Here is a 19,779-nt window from a genome sequence, read left to right as displayed (position 1 = left end):
GGGCTAAGCGCGGTGCGCGGCCAGCCGTTGCAGGTCCTGCAGCAACTGCCGCGGCTGTTCGGGGCTCAGCAGCAGCCAGCGCCCGTCGCGCAGCGGCAGCGCCAGCACGCGGCTGGCATCGGTGACCAGGCAGAACGCGCGCTGGCCGTTGCGCATGCGGAAATAGCCGGATTTGAAGCCGGGCAACGCGTAGGCGATGGTCTTGCGGGTCGGCGCGAATTCGCCGTGCTCGGCCAGGTCCACCACGCGTGCCTGCGCCAGATCGATCTGGGCGATGTCGGTGCGCGCGGCGAACATGCTGGAGCGGATCAGCAGCGTCCGTTCCTGCAGGCGGATGCCGCGCCGCAGGTAGAACAGGCTCAGCACCGTACCGGTCGCCGACAGCAGCACCAGGGTGGCCCAGTGCAGGCGATGGCCGCGATCCGGGCTGGACAGGCCCACGGCGGCGACCAGGCCGGCGGCGAGCAGCAGCGGCAGCCACAGGCCCAGCAGCGGCAGGCGCCCGGGCGTGGCCACACGGTAGTCGCGGGAGGCCGGTGCGGCGCGGGAATGGCTGTGCATGGCGGTCATTGTTGTGTGCGGAGTCGTTGTGCGCGGATCCACTGCGCGGTATCGGCGATCAGCTGCGGGTCGACATGTCCGGGTTGCCCGTACTCGGCCGGCCCGGGCGCGCCGCTGCCGGCGATGCCGAGATGGTTGAGCTGCGCATAGCGGTGCAGGGTCGCGCGAGGATCCCCGCCCAGCGCCTGCTGCCAGCGCTGCCAGTCCGGCGCGGTGACCTGGAAGTCGCGCTCGCCCTGCAGCCATAGCACCGGCTGGCGCAGGGCGAGGACGTCGGCCACCGGATCAACCTCGTCGAACGCGCGCCAGTACGCGGCCGGCAGGTCCTGCGGCGAATCGGTCCGCGCCACCGCACCGTCGCCGCGGACCTTGGCCACGCGCCGCTCGATCTCGGCCACGCGCGCCTTGCCCTCGGCGGACGGCGTGCCCTGCAGGCCGAGCAGATAGCGGTTCTGGTCGAGCAGCAGGTCCAGCAGCGAGCGCGCCGGTGCCGCCCACAGGACGATGCCGGCGGTCTTGCCGGACATGCGCGCGATGCGCGCGGCGAGCATGCCGCCCTGGCTGTGGCCCATCACGAAGATGCGCCTGGGGTCGATACCCGGCGTGTGCGCCAGCGCCGCGACCGCGGCGACGGCATCGTCGGTGGTTTCGTCGTCCATGGTGAAGCCGTCCTGCATGCGCCCGGCGAAGCTTTCCGGCAGGGCGAAGGTGCGCTTGTCGTAGCGCAGCACCGCGATGCCTTGCGCGGCGAGGCCACGCGCGACATCGAGGAACGGCCGGTTCGGGCCGATGGTCTCGTCGCGGTCGAGCGGGCCGGAGCCCTGCACCAGCACCACGGCCGGGAACGGTCCCTTGCCGGCCGGCAAGGCCAGGGTGCCGGGCAGCGGACCGACCGCGAACGCCTGTTCGGCGAAGCCGGCATCGGCAGCGGGCGGCGGCGGGGCCGGTGGCGCCGCCGGGGTCAGCAGCAGGCCGGCGATCTTGCCTTCGGCGTTCACCGTGACATGCAACAGCATCGCCCCGCGTTCGAACTGCAGGCGTCGCTCGATCAGGCTGAGCCCTTGCTGCTGGCGTTCGCTGGCCGTGCCGCGCTGCTGCAACGCACCCATCTGCGCGGACACCATGTGCCAGGCCTCGGCTAGTTTCTCGGCCGGCACCGCTTGCGCCATCGCCGGCGTGAAGTCGCGTTCGGCCGCGGCGATGTCGCCGGCCTGCAGGCGGTCCAGCAGCGTGTCGGCAGTCTGTTGCGGCGTGGCCGCCAGCGCGCAGGAGCACGCCAGCAGCAACGGCAGCGCGAGCCGCGGCGCGCAGCGCAGGCGCATGTCAGAGTTCCCGCTTGAACATCAGCAGCGGCTTGGTGCCCGGCAGGGTGAGGACGTTGATCAGTTCCCAGCCCAGCTTGCCTTGCTTGCTCAGCTCGGCCTGCAGTTCCTCCATCTTCAGACCCATCAGCAGATTGGTCTTGGTTTCGAGGGTGAGGTATTCCCAGCGCTTGCTCATGCTTCAGGTTCCTTGTCGTCCTGCGGCTTGGGCAGCCGGCCGGCCTTGCGCAGCGCGTCGCGCAACACGTATTCGATCTGCGCGTTGAGGCTGCGCAACTCGTCGTCGGCCCAGCGCTGCACCGCCGCCAGCACGTCGGCGTTGATGCGCAGCGGATAGGCCTTCTTCTCGCTCATGCGCGATGGCTCCTGTGCATCCGTGCGGCTGCTGCCGCACGGAGGTGGCGGGGCTCGCGCATCAGTACAGCGAGCCGGCGTTGACGATCGGTTGCGCGCCGCGGTCCGAGCACAGCACGGTCAACAGGTTGCTGACCATGTGCGCCTTGCGCTCCTCGTCCAACTGCACGGTGCCGTTCTTCTCCAGTTCGGCCAGCGCCATTTCGACCATGCCCACCGCACCGGCGACGATGCGCGTGCGCGCGGCGATCACCGCGTTGGCCTGTTGCCGCTGCAGCATCGCCTGAGCGATTTCCGGCGCATAGGCGAGGTGGCTGATGCGCGCCTCGATCACGTCCACGCCGGCCTGGGTCAGGCGCTCGTCGAGGTGGCGCTTGAGCTGCTCGCTGATCTCGGCGGGGTGGCTGCGCAGCGAGATCTGGTTGTCCTCGTGCTGGTCGTAGGGATAGCTGGTGGCCATCGCGCGCAGCGCCGATTCGGACTGGATGTGCACGAAGCTCTCGTAGTCGTCGACGTTGTACACCGCCTCGGACGCGTCGATCACCTGCCACACGATCACCGCGGCGATCTCGATCGGGCTGCCGTCCAGTTCGTTGACCTTGAGCCGGCCGCTCTCGAAGTTGCGCACGCGCTGGCTGACCTTCTTCTTCGAATAGAAGGGGTTGTTCCAGCGCAGGCCGTTGTCCTTGACCGTGCCCACGTACTTGCCGAACAGGCTCAGCACCGCGGCCTGGTTCGGCTGCACCGTGTACAGGCCGCACAGGCTGAACAGGGCGACCGCGCCCAGCAGCAGCGACAGCAGCACCAGCGGCAGCGAGCTCGGCCCGCCGCTGACCGGGTCCTTGATGACGCCCATCACGAACAGCCACAGCGCCAGCGCGGACAGCGCCAGGACGCCGAGCAGAAGCGGAATGCCGGGCAGTGAGCGAAGCGTGCGTTCTTTCATGGCGGTTTCCCCAGGTGTGTTGCGAAAAGATATCACTTTGATATCTCTTTGCAAGAGGGGCGTCATGCCGCTGTGGCGCAGATCGAGCGGCGGCCGTCGTGAAGGCATTGCGGTCATGACCGTCTGGGAGGAGTGCACCGCTGGCGGCTGCTGCCGCAGGCACGATGCATCCCTCGCGCACGGCGCTGGCGTGGGCGCGGACAGTGCGTGCGGTGCGGCAGCTTCGGCGATCAGCCGCCGAGGATGACCACGGGCGTACGCAGCGTGGCCAGGTGATGGGTGCCGACGGCGATGTCGCTGCGGTAGCAACCGGGAACCTCGACGGTGCAGCGTTTGCCGACGCGCACGCCTGCGGCGATGTCCACGCGCCGGCCCAGCGTCGCGTGGCTGCCGATCACGGCTTGCGCACCGACGAAAACTCCGGCGTCGATCCATGCAGACGCGCCGATCTTCGCGCCGTGTTCCAGCACGGCCGCGGTCCCGATCCAGGCGTTGTAGGCGATGTCGCAATGCGCGCCGACGATCGCGCCAGCGCCGACCATGCAGTTCTCGCCCACCTTCGCGGTGGGCGCGACCGTGGCGCCACGGCAGATCAGCGGCGGCAGCTTGATCCCGCGCGATTTCAGTTCGCCCATCAGCTCCAGGCGGCGGAAATTGAGGAATTGCGGTCCCCAGGCGACGAAAGCGGTCGTATCGGCGCCGGCCAGCGCAGGCAGCGCGCCCAGGTCGAAGCGGTAGTCCTGGTCCTGGCCGACGTCCACCGGATGCAGCACGGTCTCCGGCGCCGCTTCGGCCCAGGCGGCCAGCGCCCACTGCAACAGCGCGCCGGAGCCGATCAGGTATTTCTCAGAGGACATGGCGGCCCTCCATGACATCCATGTACCAGCGCTCGACCTGCATGTTGCCATGCTCGTAATTGCCCAGCACCGCGCGCGGCGCGCCGGAGTGCAGGCCCGATTGCACGCTTTCCATGATCTCGATGTCCTCGCGCAGCACTTTCTCCGCGCCTTGCAGATGCGCCAGCAGCACCGCATCGGAGGTCGCGTAGCGGTGCTTCTTGCGCGCGGTGACGTAATACACCGTGAGATCGGTGCGCTGCGCGGACAGCGGCTGGTGGTGCTCGATGATGAAGGAATAGCCGCCCGACCCCGATGCGATATGCAGGTTGGGGTACAGCAGCCAGTTCAGGTACCAGTCGTCGTTGCCGAAGCGCTCGACCTTGTCGTGCCAGGCGTAGTGCGGAAGCGACAGCAAGGGTTGGTCGAGTCCGCCGCCGCTGAAACCGCGCAGCCTGGCCAGGTGTTCGGCCTGCGAGGCGCTGCCTTGCGCGTGATAACGGTGCGCATCGGCGATCTCGGCGTCGCCCATCTGCACCTGGAATTTCACCTGCTGGGACAAAGTGCGCGGATGCACGAAGCGCGGGTGCAGCGCATCGCGCAAGTTCTCGTAGGCCAGCTTCCAGTTGAAGTTCGCCTCGAAGGTCGCGACCAGCACCTCGCTGTCGAACTGTTCGGATGCCCGCCGCAACATGTCCAGCGCCGGCAGCGAAAACTGCGCTTCCAGCGGGAGCGGATTTGCGGAAAGATTTACGAACACCAGATTGCCGATGCAGGCCACGGCGAAGCGCTGCAGCCGCAGGCATTCGCGCTGCGGCGGCGGCAGGCGATAGGCGTCGTCGTGGAACGGGATGTTGTCCACGCCGCCTTCGGCGCCATAGCGCCAGCCGTGGTAGCTGCAGACCAGCGGCCGCACGCCCTGCGGCTGTTGCTGCAGCGGGTTCTGCCGATGCAGGCACAGGTTGTGGAACGCGCGCAGTTCGCCGTCGAAGTTCTGCACCACCACGTCCACCCCGCACACCGAGCGGCGCACGAAGGCGTTGTGCTTCTCCAGCAGCATGCGCGGGGCGACGAACTGCCACAGCGGCCGCATCAGGCGCTCGCGCTCGCGGGCGAACCAGGCCTCGTCGATGTAGCCCTCGGCCGGGATCAGCGAGTGCATCGGCGGCGCTCTCGTACGCACGCAAGTGGATGCCGGCGGCGCCACGCGGTGCGTGCCGATCGGCGTGTGCACGCGGCGGTGCGTTCGTTCATGGCGGCGTCCCAGGCTGGTACGAGGAAGATAGCATCCCGCTACGCGCTTGCCAGCGGGGTAGCCGGCGGCATCGGCGGCGGCGCGTGGCCGGTAGAATGGCGTCCTCTCTCCTTTCGCGCAGGCACCGCCGCCATGACCACCCTGGGAACCCCGCTGTCCGCTTCCGCCACCCGCGTGCTGCTGCTGGGCTCGGGCGAACTGGGCAAGGAAGTGGCGATCGAGCTGCAGCGCTTCGGCGTGGAGGTGATCGCCGCCGACCGCTATGCCGACGCGCCGGCGATGCAGGTGGCGCACCGTTCGCACGTGCTGGACATGCTCGATGCGATGGCGCTGCGCGAGTTGATCGCTCGCGAGCAGCCGCACCTGATCGTGCCGGAGATCGAGGCGATCCACACCGAGACGCTGGTGGCGCTGGAACGCGAGCACGGCCAGCGGGTGATCCCGACCGCGCGCGCGGCGCGACTGACCATGGACCGCGAGGGCATCCGCCGTCTGGCCGCCGAGACGCTGGGCCTGCCGACCTCGCCGTACCGCTTCGTCGATACGCCGGAGGAGTACCGCGCGGCGATCGCCGCGGTCGGCCTGCCGTGCGTGGTCAAGCCGGTGATGTCGTCCTCGGGCAAGGGCCAGAGCACGTTGCGCAGCGAAGCCGAGATCGACGCCGCCTGGGAATACGCGCAGACCGGCGGCCGCGCCGGCGCCGGCCGCTGCATCGTCGAAGGCTTCATCGACTTCGACTACGAGATCACCCTGCTGACCGTGCGCCATGCCGCCGGCACCTCGTTCTGCGATCCGATCGGGCACTGGCAGAAGGACGGCGACTACCGCGAGAGCTGGCAGCCGCAGCCTATGTCGGCGCTGGCGCTGCAGCGGGCGCAGGAGATCGCGCGCGCTGTGACCGACGACCTCGGCGGCTGGGGCCTGTTCGGCGTGGAACTGTTCGTCAAGGGCGACGAGGTCTGGTTCAGCGAAGTGTCGCCGCGACCGCACGACACCGGCCTGGTCACCCTGGTCTCGCAGGAACTGAGCGAGTTCGCGCTGCATGCGCGCGCGATCCTGGGCCTGCCGATCCCGGTCATCCGCCAGAGCGGGCCGTCGGCCTCGTGCGCGCTGCTGGCGCACGGCGAAGGCGTGCCGCTGTTCGGCAACGTCGCCGCCGCGCTGCAGGCCCCGGACACCGCACTGCGCCTGTTCGGCAAGCCCAGCGTGCACGGCCACCGCCGCGTCGGCGTGACTCTGGCGCGCGGCGCCAGCATCGACGAAGCGCGCCAGACCGCCCGCGATGCTGCCGCGGCCCTGACCATCGAACTCAAGGCTTGAACACTTGAGAACAGCGGGTAGGGCAGAAGGGAGGATTGCTCTCCCCATTCTCTATTCCCGATTCCCCATTCCCGGCCTCTCAAACCGCGCCGCCGCCAGGCGGATGCTCCACACCAGTTCCACCATCGCCAGGTTGTTGAGCAGCGCTTCGCCGCCGAGGATCAGCCAGTAGCCGCTGCCGTCCACCCAGAACGGGACGAACGACCAGTCCGGCAGCAACAGCTGCTGCTCGCTGTAGAACGACACATAGCCCTGCGCCCCGTTCCAGCCGCGTGCGCTCTGCCGTTGCGCGAAGCCGGAGAAATCGGCCGCGGCCACGCTCAGCGTGTCGGCCTCGTCCTGGCTCAGCCCGGCATGGCCGAGGCGGAAGCCGCCGTCGGAGGCGAGCACCGCGCGGCGTTCGGCCGACAGCGGCGCGATCACGTGCTGGGCGAAATCGTCCAGCCGGATCTCCGGGCCGGGCACCGGGCGCCGCAGCAACTGGATCCACTGCCGCTCGCGCGCCTCGTGCAGCAGGCGCTGCACGTCGCCGTCCACGCGCATGCGCCATTCCGGCAGCGACAGCGCGCCGTGCGCGCTGAGCAGCAGTTGCAAGGCGCGCTGCATGCGGTCCGGTGCGGCGCTGGCGAAACCGTGCAGCACGCCGTGCGGCGTCGGCATCAGCCAGGTGGGGTCTCGATCGTTCATGGCCAGTGGCTTGCGGTGGGAAGCGGGAGGGTGGCGGAAACGCTGCGGCCGCCGAGCAGGTCGCGTTGCTGCAACCAGCGCGCGGCGCGGTCCCAGCGGTCGTCCAGCGCCAGCGCGTGGCGGCGCAGGTCGCGGCTGGCGAGCATGAAGGCGAGCTTGTCCTGGCAACTGACGCAGTAGTCGAGGAATTCGCGCTCGCTGCGCGCGGCCGCCAGCGGCTCGCCATCGCACAGCGCCTCCACCACCTCGCGCGCCAGCCGCCGCGAATGATCCGGGTTGGCCCGGCGCATGCGCGCCGGCACGTCGGCCGACGGCCGCGCCAGCACGCTCCAGCGCGTGGCCAGCGCGGTGATCGGCAGCAGCGCATGGCCCTGGCTGTGGCGCAGGAACGCCGCGGCGATGTGCGGCGGCAGGCGCTGCTCGGCCATCTGCAGCGCGGCATGGCGCAGCGCGCTGTCGTGGCGCGGCAGGCCGACGAACAGGTCGGCGAGCACGCCTTGCACCGGTTCGTCGTCGGCCAGCTGCAGCGCCGCATGCAGCCGCGCCAGGTGCGCGCCGGCGTCGCGCGGATCGCGCAGCAGCGCGCGCGCATGGGTGCGCATCAGCAAGCGGGCCGGATCTGGGGCGGGGCGTTGGGCCATGGCGCTCAGTCCAGCAAGGTGTCGATCAGGTCGATCATGAATTCCGCGTCTTCCATCGCCATCGCCTCGAAGCCCTGCTCCAGGCCGAGCGCATCGAGGACGCCCTGGTCCTCGCGGTGCACGGCATCGCCCAGCGCCAGCAGTTGCGCCTGCAGCGCGGGCACCTGCGCGGCGATCCGCGGGTGCGCCAGCAGCACATGGCCGATGTCGCACAGCGCGCTCTGCACCAGCGGCCGCAACCGTTCCCGGGTGAGTCGCGACAGGCGGTGATAGGCGTCGGCCAGGAACAGGCCGGCATCGGCCTCGCCTTCCAGCAGCAGCCGCGCCACCGCGGCATAGCTGCTGGCCGGGCGCCAGGCGATGCGGTCGGGATCGAGATCGGCCGGCTCCAGCAGGCGCAGCGCGATCAGGCGCACGTCGTGGTTGTCGGTCAGCGCGATGCGGCAGCCGTAGGCCAGGTCTTCGACGCAGCGTGCCGGCGTGTCCGTGGCGGCGGCGATCACCACTTCGTCGGCATGCCCGCGCGGGCGGGCGACCGGCAGATAGCCGCGCGTGCGGATCAAGGCGCTGGCGTCGAACGGACTGGCGTACACCAGATCGACCACGCTGCGGTCGAGCAACTGCTTCTGCTCGGCGGCATCGGCCGGCATCAGCAGGTGCAGGCCGACCCCGGCGCGGCGTTGCAGCACGGTGCTGAGCAGGTACCAGCCGCCGAAGTTCTCCGGCGCGAAATCCGGCGCGACCAGGAAATCGAGGCTCATGCCGGGGCCTCCGCGCGTTCGTTCTGCAGCCACTGCGCGTACAGCGGTTGCAGCGCGTCGATGCGCCGCCGCGAGGGCTTGCGCCGCACCGAAGTGAAGCCGACCACCTGGCCGTTGCGCACGTTCGGCAGCGCGGTGGCGTAGACCCAGTAACAGGCGCCGTCGCGGCGCAGGTTCTTGACGTAGCCGTGCCACTTTTCGCCGCCCAGCACTGTGTCCCACAGGTCGGCGAACGCGCGCCTGGGCATGTCCGGATGGCGCAGGATGCAGTGCGGCGCGCCGGTCAGCGTCGCCCGCGGCCAGCCGCTGAGTTCGACGAAGGCGTCGTTGGCGTGGGTGATGACGCCGTCCAGGTCGGTGCGCGAGACGATCAGGCGCCCGTCCGGATAGGCCACTTCACGTTCGCTCCAGTACACCAGGCGACGGCTGCCGTCGTGGTAGCGCAGCTCGGCGCTGCGGTGCGGTTCGTGCGGCGGATCCATCGGCGGCAGCGGCATGGCGGAGCTCCTAGAGGATCTGCTGCAGCGCGTGGGCGGCGCGCTTGATGTCCAGGAACACCAGGCCGAGCTTGGCGCTGGGCTTGGCCAGCACGGTCAGCACCGCTTCGCGTCCGGCCGCGCTCATGATCACGTAGCCGAGTTCGCCCTGGATCAGCACCCGCTCCAGCGGCCCGCGCGCCAGTTCGCGCGCGCTGCGCTCGCCCAGCGCCAGCAGCGCTGCCGACATCGCGCCGACGCGGTCCTCGTCCATGCCCTGCGGCATCGCCGAGGCGATCATCAGGCCATCCAGGGAGATCAGCGCCGAGGCCTCGATGTCGGCGGTGGCGCCGTTGAGTCCCTCCAGCGCCTGTTGCAGCTGTTGCGTTCGCATGCTCGCTATCCGATGACGCATCCCGACGGGGTGCGGGATGCATTGGATAGCGTTTGCGCGGTCTTGCCCTTGATCTGGATCAAGGCCGGGGTGCGGCGACCCCCAAAGTCCGGATCAGCTCAGTTGCCGGCCGCCCGCCGGCGCCACCAATCCCTAATCCCGACTCCCCAATCACGGCTCCCCAGCCACATCCACCCACACCAGGTGATGGTCGCTGCCGTCGGCGATCGCCGCGGCCCGGACGCTGGAGGCCGGCCAGAACACGCCGCTGTCCAGGTAGCGGAAGCCGTTGGACGGCAGCACGTAGTCCAGCCGCATCGCGCCGGCCTTCGGCCCGAAATCGCCGGTGACCTGTTGCGGCGGGCCGCGGTGGGCGATGCCGTGCGCGGCATAGGCGCGCGCGGCTTCTTCGCCGCCGGCGCTGTGCGGAGTCGGGTAGCGCAGCACGCGCGGGTGCTCGACCAGCGCGCGGATCGCATCGTGGCGGCCTTCGCCGTCGATGACGTCGTTGTTGAGATCGCCCAGGATCACGAAGCGCGCATCGGCGGCCAGGCCGCCGCAACGGCCGGCGTCGTCGCACAGCCATGTCGCGCTGGCGTTGTTGTCCAGATACTCGCGCCACAGCCGCAGTTCGTCGTGGTTGCGCGCGGCGTTGCGCTTCTCGGCGCCGTCGAACACCGGCGGCGTGGGATGCGCGACCAGGGCGTGGACCAAGCCCAGCGGCGTGCGCACCGGCACGTCCCAATGCGATTTCGACGACAGCCGCAGTTGCGCCCACACCGCATCGCTGTAGAACGGGCGGCCGTCGGGCGGAACGGTCGGGCGCAACGCGCCGGGCATCGCGCTCCACTTGAACAGGCGGAAGCTGCGCACCGCCGCGGCGTCGATCGGATACCTGGACAGCAGCAGCATGCCGTACTGGCCGGGATGCAGGCCGTAGCCCCACGCGTCGTTGCCGCGCGCGCGGCCGTCGCCGCCGACGCTGCCGTCGTTGTCCAGGTCCAGCCCGCTGGGCACGCCGGTGTTGACCGGCGCCAGGTAGCGGTACGGGTAGTGCAACGCGGCGCCGCCGAGCGGCTGGGCGACTTCCAGGTAGCGCTGCTGGAACAGGTCGGCGGCGCGGTGCGCATCGTCGTAGTCGAATTCGTTGAGCAGCACCAGGTCCGGGCGCACCTGCTGCAGCACCGCAGCGATCTTGCGCGCCTGCGCGCTGTCGCCCTGCAGCGCGGCGATCAGGCCGCCGTCCTCGTCCGAATTCAGCGAGGTGTTGAAGGTGGCCAGGCGCAGCGCCGCGGCGGCGGGCGGCGCGGGCGTGGTGGCGGTCGGGGCGGAGCCGGTGTGCGAGCAGGCGCCGCACAGCAGGGTCAGGGCGAGCAACAGGGCGCGTGGGTTCATGCGCGCATGTTCGCATGCGGCGCATGGCGGAACGATGGCGCGGTGGCGGTGCGCGGGTCGGCACTGCGCGGTGATGCGGTGCCCGCGGTTGTTCGCGGCTTCGGATGGGGTCGGGTCGGGGCTGAAGCCCCTCCTGCAGTGTTGCAGCGGGGCGGGTCGGCGCATGTGTTGCGCGCAGCGCGCTCGACTGGCGGCAGGATCAGTCGCCGAGGCGGCCGGCGCTGTCGTCGAAGTCGCGCCAGGTGCGCCCGTCGTAGGCCTGCAGCGGCCGGAAGCGGCGCTTGTAGTCCATCTTCTGGTGGCCGCGGATCCAGTAGCCCAGGTACAGATGGCTCAGGCCTTCGCGCTTGGCCCAGGCGATCTGTTGCAGGATCGCCAGCGTGCCCAGCCCGCGCGCGGCGACGTCGGGATCGTAGAAGGTGTAGACCGCCGACAGGGCCTGCTCGGCGATGTCGGTGACCGCCACCCCCAGCAGCGGCCCGCGCTGTCCGTCCGCGGTCTTCTGGCGCATCTCCAGGAAGCGCCCATGCGACCAGCGGCCGATCAGGAACTGGTCGAACTCGTGCGCGCCGTGCGCATCCATGCCGCCGCCCGGATGGCGCATGCGCAGGTAGCGCTGGTACAGCGCCAACTGTTCCTCGTTGCGTTCGGCGGCGACGATGCGCGTGTCGATGTCGGCATTGCGCGCCAGGCAGCGGCGCTGGCTGCGATCGGGCACGAACTCGGCGATCGGGATGCGCACCGCCACGCAGGCGCGGCAGTGGTCGCAATGCGGCCGGTAGACCAGGTCGCCGGAACGGCGGAACCCCCAGCTCAGCGCCAGCGGATACAGCGCGCCCAGGCGCGGGTCGTGCGGGTCCAGCACCAGATCGCGCGCCTGCCGCTCGGGCCAATAGCCGCACGCGTGCTGGCCGGTCTGGAACAGGCGCAGGTCGTCGCTGGCGTCGGTGTGGATGGCCATGCACCGAGCATAGCGCTTCGCGATCGCAGCGGCCGCGACTGTCCGCCGCATGAATGCGCCCCGGCGCGGGTCAACCGCGCCTGCAACGGGGCGTTGATTGCAGTGAAGGCGCCGCTGCGCCGGCCCGCTTTGCGGTCCGTCGCTGCTGCGCTGGTGACTGCCGCACGCGCTTTCCGCGCCGGCAGGTGTCTTCCTTTCCCTCAGGGAGTTTTCCATGAATTACCGCAATCCGCTGCTCGCCCTGGCCATGCTCGCCGTGCTGTCCGGCGGTGCCTATGCCGCCAATCCGCCCCCGGCCGATTCCGCCGCGCCGGCCGACGCCGGTTGGTTCGCCAAGCTGGACAAGAACGGCGACGGCGTCGTCGATCGCAGCGAGGCTGCGGCCAACCCGCGCCTGGCCGAGCACTTCGACGCGATGGACAAGAACCACGACGGCAAGCTGAGCCCCGACGAGTTCCCGCGCCATGGCCGTCACGGCGAGCGCGGCGGACGCGGCGACCACGGCGCGATGTGGGCCAAGCTGGATACCAACAAGGACGGCCGCATCAGCCGCGACGAGGCCAAGGCCGATCCGAAGTTCGCCGAGCGCTTCGACAAGATGGACGCGAACAAGGACGGCTTCGTCGATCGCGCCGATTTCGAGCTGCGCGCCAAGCAGCATCGCGACGCATGGTTCGCCAAGGCCGATACCAACAAGGACGGCATGCTCAGCCGCGCCGAGTTCGATGCGGCGCAGTCGATGTGGATGCACAAGCCCGGCCAGAAGCCCGGTCAGAAGCATGGCGCGAAGCCGATGCCGGCCGCACCCGACGCGAACTGATCGTTCCACCACGCAACAGACAATCCGCAACAGGCAATAAGCAACAAGCAACAGCAACAAGGCGCCGATCGACAACCGCCCCTGCGCAGCGATGCGCAGGGGCGTTTTTATTTGTCCACGCAGCGGACTCGCGGCACACCGGGCCAAACGCCATGCTCCTGTAGGAGCGGTTTCAACCGCGACAGGCACCTTGGCGAAGTGGAGAACTTCGGCAGCCTGTCGGGGCTGAAGCCCCTCCTACAGTGCAGCCAGCCAGCAGTGCAGCCAGGCGATCGCGAGCGGTTTCAATCGCCGGCTTCGGCGGCCGTCGATCGTCAGCGGCCACTCCAAACCCTGCAAAAACAGCATGCCTTCGCTGCTGCTGACGGCTCAGTTGCCGCGCTGCGCCGGTTGCACCCGCACGCGCACTTCGTCGCTGTCTTGCGCCGGTTGCGACGGCGGTGCGGCGGCTGGCGCTGCGGCCGGAGCGGGGGCGGGGGTCTGGTTGCCGCGATGACGCAGCACCGTCACCAGCGCCACCGCGCCGATCGCCAGCAGCAGCGCGACGCGCAGCCGCCACGCCCAGCGCTTGCCGTTGTCCGGTACCGCCTGCGAGCGGAATTCGCTCAGGTACGGCAGCGTCTGCGCCGGGTCCTGGCGGGTGCTGTCGATCAGGCCGGACTCGCGCAGCAAGGCGCGCGCGCGCGGCTGGTCGTCGGCGTGCACCACCCACACCGTCGGCTGCACCTGGGTCGCCACCGGGTCGATGTAGCTGAACTGGCCGCTGCGCCGGCTGCGATAGGAACGGCCGTTGCTCAGCCGCACCTCGATGCCTTGCTCGCGCAACAGCTTGGCCACGCCTTCGGCGGTTTCCACGCGTTGACTGCTGAAGATCTGCCGCATCGTCGTCGCCTCAGTCCTTGGCCGGAACCTGCGCCGCGGCGCCGGCTTCGGGCACCACGCGGATCAGGCCTTCCTGCGCGGTGCTGGCGACCAGCACCCCGTCGCGGGTGAAGAACTGGCCGCGCGCCAGCCCGCGCGACCCCTGCGCGCTGGGGCTGTCCAGCGAGTACAGCAGCCAGTCGTCGGCGCGGAACGGGCGGTGGAACCACAGCGCGTGGTCGAGCGAGGCCATCTGCACGTTCGGCGTGTAGTAGCTGATGCCGTGCGGAAAGGTCGCGGTGCCGAGCAGGTGGAAATCCGAGGCGTAGGCCAGCAGCGCCTGGTGCAGTTCCGGCGCGTCGCCGACCGGCTCGCTCAGGCGCAACCACATCTGCTGGAACGGCGGGCGCTTGGGCGGGTTGAGTTCATCGCGCGGGTAGACGTGGCGGAACTCGAACGGGCCGCCGCGCGAGAGCCAGCGCTGCACCTTGGTCGGCAGCGTCGCCAGCACGTCCGGGCGCGCCGCCTGGGTCGGTTCGATGTCTTCCGGCTGCGGCACTTCCGGCATCTTCAGCTGATGCGTGGCGCCGTCTTCCTGCTCCTGGAACGAGGCGGCGCAGAAGAAGATCACCTTGCCGTGCTGGACCGCGGTGACCCGGCGCACCGAGAAACTGCCGCCGTCGCGGGTGCGGTCCACGTCGTAGACGATGGGATGGTCGATGTCGCCGGCGCGCAGGAAATAGGCGTGCAGCGAATGCGCGCGGCGGCCGTTGTCCACCGTCGCCTGCGCCGCCGACAACGCCTGCCCCAGCACCTGCCCGCCGAACACGTACTTGGTGCCGATGTCGCGGCTCTGGCCGCGGAACAGGTTGTCCTCCAGCCGTTCCAGCGACAGCAGTTCGATCAGTTCGGAGACGACGGGAGCGGGCGGCTTGGCGGACAAGAGGCGGGGCCTGGGCAATGAGTGTCGACGATTATACCGGGCCGTCCGCGCCCGCCTGCGTGCAGGCGCGGCTCAGCGCTTGCCCAGCCTGGCCACCAGTGCGTGCAGTGCGGCCTGGGTGTCCGGCGCCTGCCAACTGTCGACGAAGCGCTCGAGCTGGATGTGCTCGTCGGCCAGCGCGGCGTGCAGGTCGGCGCGGGCGATCGCGCGGGTCTGCAGCATCGGCTGCCGCGGCCGCTGCAGCAGTTCCTGCAGCCAGGCCACCGCACGCGCGACGACCAGTTCGGCGTCCACCAGTTCGTCGACCAGGCCGATCTCCAGCGCGCGCTCGGCGCTGACCAGATCGCCGCCGACCAGCAGCCGCTCGGCGCGGTGGGCGCCGACCACGCGCCGCAGCAGGTGCTGGATGCCTTCCGGCGCGACCAGGCCGACCTGGGTCTCGTTGAGGCCGATGCTGAGCGGATGCGCCGGCTCGGGACTGCGCGCCATCACCCGGTAGTCGCAGCACAGCGCCAGCACGCAGCCGCCGGCCGGGGCGTGCCCGGTCAGCGCAGCCACCACCGGGATCGCGCTGTTGGCCAGTGCGCGCGCCGCGCCGAAGAAGGCTTGCCAGCTGTCGAGCAGCTTGGCGCGGTCGTCGCCGTGCCCGAGCAGGTGCGGCACGTCCATGCCGGCGGAGAAGATGCGTTCGCTGCCGGACAGCACCAGCGCGTGCACCGCGTCGGCCTGCGCCTGCGCGATCGCCGCGGCCAGTTCGGCGCACAGGGCGGTGTCGAGCGCGTTGACCGGCGCGCGTGCCAGGCGCAGCTGGCGGATGGGGCCGTGGTCGAGAACCTGGATCAGCGAGGTCATGCGAAAGCTTCCGAAGGCGGCGCGGGGCGGGACCGCTATCATAGAGCCATGAAGCTCAAACCATCCGCATGCGTACGGGGGCTGGCCATCGGGCTGGCGTGTTTGGCCGTTTCGGCGCCGGGGGCCGCCTTGGCGGCGCCGGCCGCATCCAAGGCCGCTGGCTGTCTGCCGCAATTGCAGGCGGGCTGGGTGCGGCTGCCGCCGAACGCGGCGATGCCGATGGCCGCCGGTTTCGGCCGCCTGCACAACCCGTGCAAGCAGGCGCTGGCGGTGGTGGCGGTGCGCAGCCCGGCGTTCGCCGACGTGAGCCTGCACCAGAGCACGCAGGTGGACGGGGTCAGCAAGATGCGCGAGCTCGAGCGCCTGCCGCTGGCCGCCGGCGCCGACGCGGTGCTGCAGCCCGGCGGCCTGCACCTGATGCTGATGCAGCCGGCGCAGCCGCTGCGCGAGGGGGCGAGTCTGCCGATCAGCTTCGTGCTGGAGGATGGGCGCGAAGTGCAGGGCGCGTTGAAGGTGAGTGCGAGCAAGCCGTAGCTTTTGGCGGGACTCGGGACTCGGGACCGGGGACCCGGGGGATGGTCCCGAGTGCGCTGCATCCTGGCTTTCCTGTAGGAGCGGCTTCAGCCGCGACCGGTTCGGTGCCAGGATTTCGGATGGTGCCTGTCGCGGCTGAAGCCGCTCCTACAAGGGCGGGGATTGGGGATTTGGGATTCGCAAAAGCGATCTTGCGTGGGTCTGCCAATCCCGAATTCCGGCTTTCCACAGCCGAACGGCTGGTCATCCCCAATCCCGGCGTTTCAATCAGCCGCAGGCCGCGCGGATCTCGTCCGGCAGCGGTGCGCTCTTGCCGGTTTCGGTGTCGATCCACACCACCACCACGTTGCCGTCCGAATGCAGCACGCTGTCGTCCTTCTGGTCGACGATGCGGTGGCCGACGGTGATGCTGCTGCTGCCCATGCGCTCGACGAACAGCTCCACCACGATGTCGTTCGGCCACACGATCGGGCGCCGGTAGTTGACGTTGGTCGCGGCCACCACCGGGGCGATGCGGTTGCGCATCGAGAAGCCTTCCACCTGCAGCAGCCAGCGCACGCGCGCTTCTTCCAGGTAGGAGATGTACTTGGCGTTGTTGACGTGGCCCATGCTGTCCATGTCGCGCCAGCGCACGCTGATCGGCACGCGCGCCAGCGGCTTGTACGAGGGGGAGGAATCGGCGGGGGATGCGCTCATCGTGCGGCCTTCTTGGTCGTGGTCTTCTTGGCCGCCTTCTTGGCGGCGGCCTTCTCGGCTTTGCTCTTGCGCGGCGGCAGCGCGTCGGGCTTGTTGGCCATCGCCGCCGGTTTGGTCGGCTTTGCCACGGTGCCGGCGGGCAGCAGCTTGGCCAGGAAATGGCCGGTGTAGGAATCCGGATGCGCGGCGATGTCCTCCGGGGTGCCGGTGGCGAGGATGGTGCCGCCGCGATGGCCGCCTTCCGGACCCAGGTCCACCACCCAGTCCGCGGTCTTGATCACGTCCAGGTTGTGCTCGATCACGACCACGGTGTTGCCTTCGTCGCGCAGCTTGTGCAGCACGCCCAGCAGCGCCTCGATGTCGTGGAAGTGCAGGCCGGTGGTCGGCTCGTCGAGGATGTACAGGGTGCGGCCGGTATCGCGGCGCGACAGTTCCTTGGACAGCTTCACCCGCTGCGCTTCGCCGCCGGACAGCGTGGTCGCGCTCTGCCCGAGCTTGATGTAGCTCAGGCCGACATCGACCAGCGTCTCTAGCTTGCGCGCGATGGTCGGCACCGGCTCGAACAGCCGCAGCGCGTCCTCCACGGTCATCTGCAGCACGTCGTTGATGTTGAAGCCCTTGTACAGGATCTCCAGCGTCTCGCGGTTGTAGCGCTTGCCGTGGCATACGTCGCAGGGCACGTACACGTCGGGCAGGAAGTGCATCTCGACCTTGATCAGGCCGTCGCCCTGGCACGCCTCGCAGCGGCCGCCGCGCACGTTGAAGCTGAAACGTCCCGGCGAATAGCCGCGCGCGCGCGACTCGGGCACCTGCGCGAACAGTTCGCGCAGCGGCGTGAACAGGCCGGTGTAGGTGGCCGGGTTGGAGCGCGGGGTGCGCCCGATCGGCGACTGGTCGATGTCCACCACCTTGTCGAACAGGTCCAGGTGTTCGATCTCGCGGTACGGCGCCACCGTATGCGAGGCGCCGTTGATCTCGTTGGCGGCCAGGGTGAACAAGGTGTCGTTGATCAGTGTCGACTTGCCCGAGCCGGACACGCCGGTAACGCAGGTCAGCAGCCCGGCCGGGATGTCCAGGTCCACGTTCTTGAGGTTGTTGCCGGTGGCCCCGCGCAGATGCAGGGTCATCTTCGGATTGGCCTTGTGCCGCTTGGCCGGGATCTCGATGCGGCGCTTGCCGGACAGGTACTGGCCGGTCAGCGAGCGCGGCGCCTTCAGCAGGTCCGCCACCGTGCCCTGGCCGACGATCTCGCCGCCGTGCACGCCGGCGCCAGGGCCGATGTCCAGCACGTAGTCGGCCAGGCGGATCGCGTCCTCGTCGTGTTCGACCACGATCACCGTGTTGCCCAGGTCGCGCAGCCGCGTCAGCGTGCCGAGCAGGCGCTCGTTGTCGCGCTGGTGCAGGCCGATCGACGGCTCGTCGAGCACGTACATGACCCCGACCAGGCCGGCGCCGATCTGGCTGGCCAGGCGGATGCGCTGCGCCTCGCCGCCGGACAGGGTGTCGGCCTTGCGTTCCAGGGTCAGGTAATCCAGGCCGACGTCGACCAGGAAGCCGAGCCGCTCGGCGATCTCCTTGACGATCTTGCTGGCGATCTCGCCGCGCCAGCCGGGCAGGTCGAGCTGGCGGAAGAAGTTCAGCGCGTCGTCGATCGGCAGCACCACCAGGTCCGGCAGCGGACGGTCGGCGACGAACACGTTGCGCGCGGCCTTGTTCAGGCGCGCGCCCTTGCAGTCCGGGCACGGCCGCTGGCTGATGTACTTGGCCAGTTCCTCGCGCACCGCCGGCGATTCGGTCTCGCGGTAGCGGCGTTCCAGGTTGGGGATGATGCCTTCGAAGCGATGCTTGCGCTGGCTGCGGCCGCCGGCATCGGTGAAGTAGGTGAAGGTGATGGTCTCGTCGCCGCTGCCGTACAGCACCGCCTGGCGCACGCTCGCCGGCAGCGACTGCCACGGCGCGTCCACGTCGAACTTGTAGTGCTTGGCCAGCGAGGCGATCAGCTGGAAGTAGTAGGCGTTGCGCCGGTCCCAGCCGCGCACCGCGCCGGCCGACAGCGACAGCTCCGGATGCACCACCACGCGCTCGGGATCGAAGAACTCGGCCACGCCCAGGCCGTCGCAGCTCGGGCAGGCGCCCATCGGCGCGTTGAACGAGAACAGCCGCGGCTCCAGCTCCGGCAGCGAGTAGTCGCAGACCGGGCAGCTGTACTTGGAGGAGAACAGGTGCGGCGCGGCCGCGGTGTCGTCCAGCGACTGCACCGAGACCATGCCGTCGGCCAGCTTCAGCGCGGTCTCGAAGCTCTCGGCCAGGCGCTGCTTGATGTCCTCGCGCGGGCGGAAGCGGTCGATCACCGCCTCGATGGTGTGCTTCTGGCGCAGCGCCAGCGCCGGCACCGCGTCGATCTCGTACAGCTCGCCGTCCACGCGCACGCGCACGAAGCCCTGCGCGCGCAGCTGCTCGAACACCTGCGCATGCTCGCCCTTGCGGTCGCGGATCACCGGCGCCAGCAGCATGTAGCGCTGCTCCGGGTCCAGGCCCAGGATGTGGTCGACCATCTGGCTGACCGTCTGCGCCTCCAGCGGATAGCCGTGGTCGGGGCAGCGCGGCTGGCCGACGCGCGCGTACAGCAGGCGCAGGTAGTCGTAGATCTCGGTGATGGTGCCGACCGTGGAACGCGGGTTGTGCGAGGTCGACTTCTGCTCGATCGCGATCGCCGGCGACAGGCCTTCGATGTGGTCGATGTCGGGCTTTTCCATCACGCTGAGGAACTGCCGCGCGTATGCCGACAGCGACTCCACGTAGCGGCGCTGGCCTTCGGCGTAGATGGTGTCGAACGCCAGCGACGACTTGCCCGAGCCGGACAGGCCGGTGATCACGATCAGCTTGTCGCGCGGCAGGTCGAGGTCGAGGTTCTTGAGGTTGTGCGTCCGCGCGCCGCGGATGCGGATGAAATCCATCGCCATGAGGGGTCCGTGTTGTACCGGCCGGGCGTCAGCCAGGGCCAGCGTGGGGGCGGAGAGGGGACGGCAATCGATCAGCGTACCCAGCTTGTCAGGTGGGGGCAATTGCCGGATTTGCCAGGATTCGGGGGCTGCCGCGGCTGGCCGGTTCAGCCAATCGTGACGTGGCGCCGGGACCGCGCCCGCGCCGGGGTGGGGACTTGA

General features: G+C 69.8%; 22 protein-coding genes. 3 read left to right on the top strand and 19 right to left on the bottom strand.

Going from position 1 to position 19,779, the window contains the following annotated elements; translation table 11 throughout:
* Positions 1-3: 3 nt before the first annotated feature.
* From HEP75_RS15265 to HEP75_RS15235, 7 genes are all read right to left on the bottom strand, one after another.
* Complete coding sequence (locus HEP75_RS15265; protein ID WP_185824096.1) at positions 4-561, bottom strand: PH domain-containing protein; 558 nt, start codon at positions 559-561, stop codon at positions 4-6.
* Positions 562-566: 5 nt separating this feature from the next.
* Entirely contained in the window at positions 567-1,883 is a 1,317-nt protein-coding gene (locus HEP75_RS15260; protein WP_185824095.1) for an alpha/beta fold hydrolase, read from the bottom strand.
* Between the two features lies 1 nt (position 1,884).
* On the bottom strand, positions 1,885-2,061 hold the full coding sequence (locus tag HEP75_RS15255) for a DUF4177 domain-containing protein (protein WP_146093497.1): 177 nt from the start codon (positions 2,059-2,061) through the stop codon (positions 1,885-1,887).
* The gene (locus tag HEP75_RS15250) at positions 2,058-2,237 is read right to left on the bottom strand and encodes an Arc family DNA binding domain-containing protein (RefSeq protein ID WP_185813527.1); all 180 of its coding nucleotides are present in this window, start codon (positions 2,235-2,237) and stop codon (positions 2,058-2,060) included. Before HEP75_RS15250 ends, HEP75_RS15255 begins: the two co-directional genes overlap by 4 nt.
* 61 nt (positions 2,238-2,298) lie before the next feature.
* A complete protein-coding gene (locus tag HEP75_RS15245; protein ID WP_185824094.1) occupies positions 2,299-3,183 on the bottom strand; it encodes an SPFH domain-containing protein in 885 nt (294 codons plus the stop codon).
* Between the two features lie 230 nt (positions 3,184-3,413).
* On the bottom strand, positions 3,414-4,040 hold the full coding sequence (locus tag HEP75_RS15240; RefSeq protein ID WP_185824093.1) for a DapH/DapD/GlmU-related protein: 627 nt from the start codon (positions 4,038-4,040) through the stop codon (positions 3,414-3,416).
* Positions 4,030-5,181, bottom strand: a complete 1,152-nt coding sequence (locus HEP75_RS15235; protein WP_185824092.1) for an aromatic ring-hydroxylating dioxygenase subunit alpha — start codon at positions 5,179-5,181, stop codon at positions 4,030-4,032. The genes HEP75_RS15240 and HEP75_RS15235 overlap by 11 nt, the downstream gene beginning before the upstream one ends.
* 225 nt (positions 5,182-5,406) lie before the next feature.
* On the opposite strand from HEP75_RS15235, the gene purT reads away from it, so the two are divergent.
* Entirely contained in the window at positions 5,407-6,594 is a 1,188-nt protein-coding gene (gene purT, locus HEP75_RS15230) for a formate-dependent phosphoribosylglycinamide formyltransferase (RefSeq protein ID WP_185820688.1), read from the top strand.
* Positions 6,595-6,645: 51 nt separating this feature from the next.
* On the opposite strand, the gene HEP75_RS15225 is transcribed toward purT, so the two are convergent.
* The 7 genes from HEP75_RS15225 to HEP75_RS15195 all read right to left on the bottom strand — a co-directional run bounded on the left by HEP75_RS15225 (position 6,646) and on the right by HEP75_RS15195 (position 11,909).
* Positions 6,646-7,281, bottom strand: coding sequence for a hypothetical protein (locus HEP75_RS15225; RefSeq protein ID WP_185824091.1), 636 nt, complete (start codon positions 7,279-7,281; stop codon positions 6,646-6,648).
* Positions 7,278-7,922, bottom strand: a complete 645-nt coding sequence (locus tag HEP75_RS15220) for a hypothetical protein (RefSeq protein ID WP_255423871.1) — start codon at positions 7,920-7,922, stop codon at positions 7,278-7,280. Before HEP75_RS15220 ends, HEP75_RS15225 begins: the two co-directional genes overlap by 4 nt.
* 5 nt (positions 7,923-7,927) lie before the next feature.
* Positions 7,928-8,683, bottom strand: a complete 756-nt coding sequence (locus tag HEP75_RS15215) for a PhnD/SsuA/transferrin family substrate-binding protein (RefSeq protein WP_185824090.1) — start codon at positions 8,681-8,683, stop codon at positions 7,928-7,930.
* On the bottom strand, positions 8,680-9,180 hold the full coding sequence (locus HEP75_RS15210; RefSeq protein ID WP_185824089.1) for a PAS domain-containing protein: 501 nt from the start codon (positions 9,178-9,180) through the stop codon (positions 8,680-8,682). Before HEP75_RS15210 ends, HEP75_RS15215 begins: the two co-directional genes overlap by 4 nt.
* A gap of 10 nt (positions 9,181-9,190) precedes the next feature.
* A complete protein-coding gene (locus HEP75_RS15205) occupies positions 9,191-9,574 on the bottom strand; it encodes a roadblock/LC7 domain-containing protein (RefSeq protein WP_221899272.1) in 384 nt (127 codons plus the stop codon).
* A 150-nt stretch (positions 9,575-9,724) separates the two neighbouring features.
* On the bottom strand, positions 9,725-10,948 hold the full coding sequence (locus HEP75_RS15200) for an endonuclease/exonuclease/phosphatase family protein (RefSeq protein ID WP_185824087.1): 1,224 nt from the start codon (positions 10,946-10,948) through the stop codon (positions 9,725-9,727).
* Positions 10,949-11,147: 199 nt separating this feature from the next.
* The gene (locus HEP75_RS15195) at positions 11,148-11,909 is read right to left on the bottom strand and encodes an arginyltransferase (RefSeq protein ID WP_185824086.1); all 762 of its coding nucleotides are present in this window, start codon (positions 11,907-11,909) and stop codon (positions 11,148-11,150) included.
* Between the two features lie 214 nt (positions 11,910-12,123).
* Here HEP75_RS15195 and HEP75_RS15190 point away from each other — a divergent pair, with 214 nt between their 5' ends.
* Positions 12,124-12,729, top strand: a complete 606-nt coding sequence (locus HEP75_RS15190; RefSeq protein ID WP_185824085.1) for an EF-hand domain-containing protein — start codon at positions 12,124-12,126, stop codon at positions 12,727-12,729.
* A 369-nt stretch (positions 12,730-13,098) separates the two neighbouring features.
* Here HEP75_RS15190 and HEP75_RS15185 read toward each other — a convergent pair whose 3' ends face one another.
* The 3 genes from HEP75_RS15185 to HEP75_RS15175 form a co-directional block, all read right to left on the bottom strand.
* Positions 13,099-13,611, bottom strand: a complete 513-nt coding sequence (locus tag HEP75_RS15185) for a DUF2007 domain-containing protein (protein WP_185824084.1) — start codon at positions 13,609-13,611, stop codon at positions 13,099-13,101.
* Positions 13,612-13,621: 10 nt separating this feature from the next.
* Positions 13,622-14,533 (bottom strand): acyl-CoA thioesterase II, encoded by a 912-nt coding sequence (tesB, locus tag HEP75_RS15180; protein WP_185813516.1) that lies wholly within the window; start codon positions 14,531-14,533, stop codon positions 13,622-13,624.
* Between the two features lie 72 nt (positions 14,534-14,605).
* A complete protein-coding gene (locus HEP75_RS15175; RefSeq protein ID WP_185824083.1) occupies positions 14,606-15,385 on the bottom strand; it encodes an enoyl-CoA hydratase/isomerase family protein in 780 nt (259 codons plus the stop codon).
* A gap of 48 nt (positions 15,386-15,433) precedes the next feature.
* On the opposite strand from HEP75_RS15175, the gene HEP75_RS15170 reads away from it, so the two are divergent.
* Positions 15,434-15,919 carry a copper chaperone PCu(A)C gene (locus tag HEP75_RS15170; RefSeq protein WP_255423870.1) on the top strand — a complete coding sequence of 162 codons (486 nt, stop codon included), beginning with the start codon at positions 15,434-15,436 and terminating at the stop codon, positions 15,917-15,919.
* A gap of 267 nt (positions 15,920-16,186) precedes the next feature.
* On the opposite strand, the gene HEP75_RS15165 is transcribed toward HEP75_RS15170, so the two are convergent.
* The gene (locus tag HEP75_RS15165) at positions 16,187-16,615 is read right to left on the bottom strand and encodes a thioesterase family protein (protein ID WP_185824082.1); all 429 of its coding nucleotides are present in this window, start codon (positions 16,613-16,615) and stop codon (positions 16,187-16,189) included.
* Positions 16,612-19,578 (bottom strand): excinuclease ABC subunit UvrA, encoded by a 2,967-nt coding sequence (gene uvrA / locus HEP75_RS15160; protein ID WP_185820678.1) that lies wholly within the window; start codon positions 19,576-19,578, stop codon positions 16,612-16,614. The genes HEP75_RS15165 and uvrA overlap by 4 nt, the downstream gene beginning before the upstream one ends.
* Positions 19,579-19,779: the final 201 nt, after the last annotated feature.

Origin of the sequence: Xanthomonas sp. SI (genome assembly GCF_014236855.1) — a bacterium.
Taxonomy (GTDB): domain Bacteria; phylum Pseudomonadota; class Gammaproteobacteria; order Xanthomonadales; family Xanthomonadaceae; genus Xanthomonas_A.
The sequence above is the reverse complement of the archived record's forward strand: the minus strand, read 5'-3'. Positions and strand labels throughout refer to the sequence as shown.

Coding starts and splice junctions, on each gene's coding strand:
- HEP75_RS15265 (WP_185824096.1), bottom strand. CDS start 561: ATGCACAGCCATTCCCGCGCCGCACCGGCCTCCCGCGACTACCGTGTG.
- HEP75_RS15175 (WP_185824083.1), bottom strand. CDS start 15,385: ATGACCTCGCTGATCCAGGTTCTCGACCACGGCCCCATCCGCCAGCTG.
- HEP75_RS15190 (WP_185824085.1), top strand. CDS start 12,124: ATGAATTACCGCAATCCGCTGCTCGCCCTGGCCATGCTCGCCGTGCTG.
- HEP75_RS15170 (WP_255423870.1), top strand. CDS start 15,434: ATGAAGCTCAAACCATCCGCATGCGTACGGGGGCTGGCCATCGGGCTG.
- HEP75_RS15210 (WP_185824089.1), bottom strand. CDS start 9,180: ATGCCGCTGCCGCCGATGGATCCGCCGCACGAACCGCACCGCAGCGCC.
- HEP75_RS15235 (WP_185824092.1), bottom strand. CDS start 5,181: ATGCACTCGCTGATCCCGGCCGAGGGCTACATCGACGAGGCCTGGTTC.
- uvrA (WP_185820678.1), bottom strand. CDS start 19,578: ATGGCGATGGATTTCATCCGCATCCGCGGCGCGCGGACGCACAACCTC.
- HEP75_RS15255 (WP_146093497.1), bottom strand. CDS start 2,061: ATGAGCAAGCGCTGGGAATACCTCACCCTCGAAACCAAGACCAATCTG.
- HEP75_RS15225 (WP_185824091.1), bottom strand. CDS start 7,281: ATGAACGATCGAGACCCCACCTGGCTGATGCCGACGCCGCACGGCGTG.
- HEP75_RS15215 (WP_185824090.1), bottom strand. CDS start 8,683: ATGAGCCTCGATTTCCTGGTCGCGCCGGATTTCGCGCCGGAGAACTTC.
- purT (WP_185820688.1), top strand. CDS start 5,407: ATGACCACCCTGGGAACCCCGCTGTCCGCTTCCGCCACCCGCGTGCTG.
- HEP75_RS15245 (WP_185824094.1), bottom strand. CDS start 3,183: ATGAAAGAACGCACGCTTCGCTCACTGCCCGGCATTCCGCTTCTGCTC.
- HEP75_RS15260 (WP_185824095.1), bottom strand. CDS start 1,883: ATGCGCCTGCGCTGCGCGCCGCGGCTCGCGCTGCCGTTGCTGCTGGCG.
- HEP75_RS15185 (WP_185824084.1), bottom strand. CDS start 13,611: ATGCGGCAGATCTTCAGCAGTCAACGCGTGGAAACCGCCGAAGGCGTG.
- HEP75_RS15240 (WP_185824093.1), bottom strand. CDS start 4,040: ATGTCCTCTGAGAAATACCTGATCGGCTCCGGCGCGCTGTTGCAGTGG.
- HEP75_RS15250 (WP_185813527.1), bottom strand. CDS start 2,237: ATGAGCGAGAAGAAGGCCTATCCGCTGCGCATCAACGCCGACGTGCTG.
- HEP75_RS15195 (WP_185824086.1), bottom strand. CDS start 11,909: ATGGCCATCCACACCGACGCCAGCGACGACCTGCGCCTGTTCCAGACC.
- HEP75_RS15165 (WP_185824082.1), bottom strand. CDS start 16,615: ATGAGCGCATCCCCCGCCGATTCCTCCCCCTCGTACAAGCCGCTGGCG.
- HEP75_RS15200 (WP_185824087.1), bottom strand. CDS start 10,948: ATGAACCCACGCGCCCTGTTGCTCGCCCTGACCCTGCTGTGCGGCGCC.
- HEP75_RS15205 (WP_221899272.1), bottom strand. CDS start 9,574: ATGCGTCATCGGATAGCGAGCATGCGAACGCAACAGCTGCAACAGGCG.
- HEP75_RS15220 (WP_255423871.1), bottom strand. CDS start 7,922: ATGGCCCAACGCCCCGCCCCAGATCCGGCCCGCTTGCTGATGCGCACC.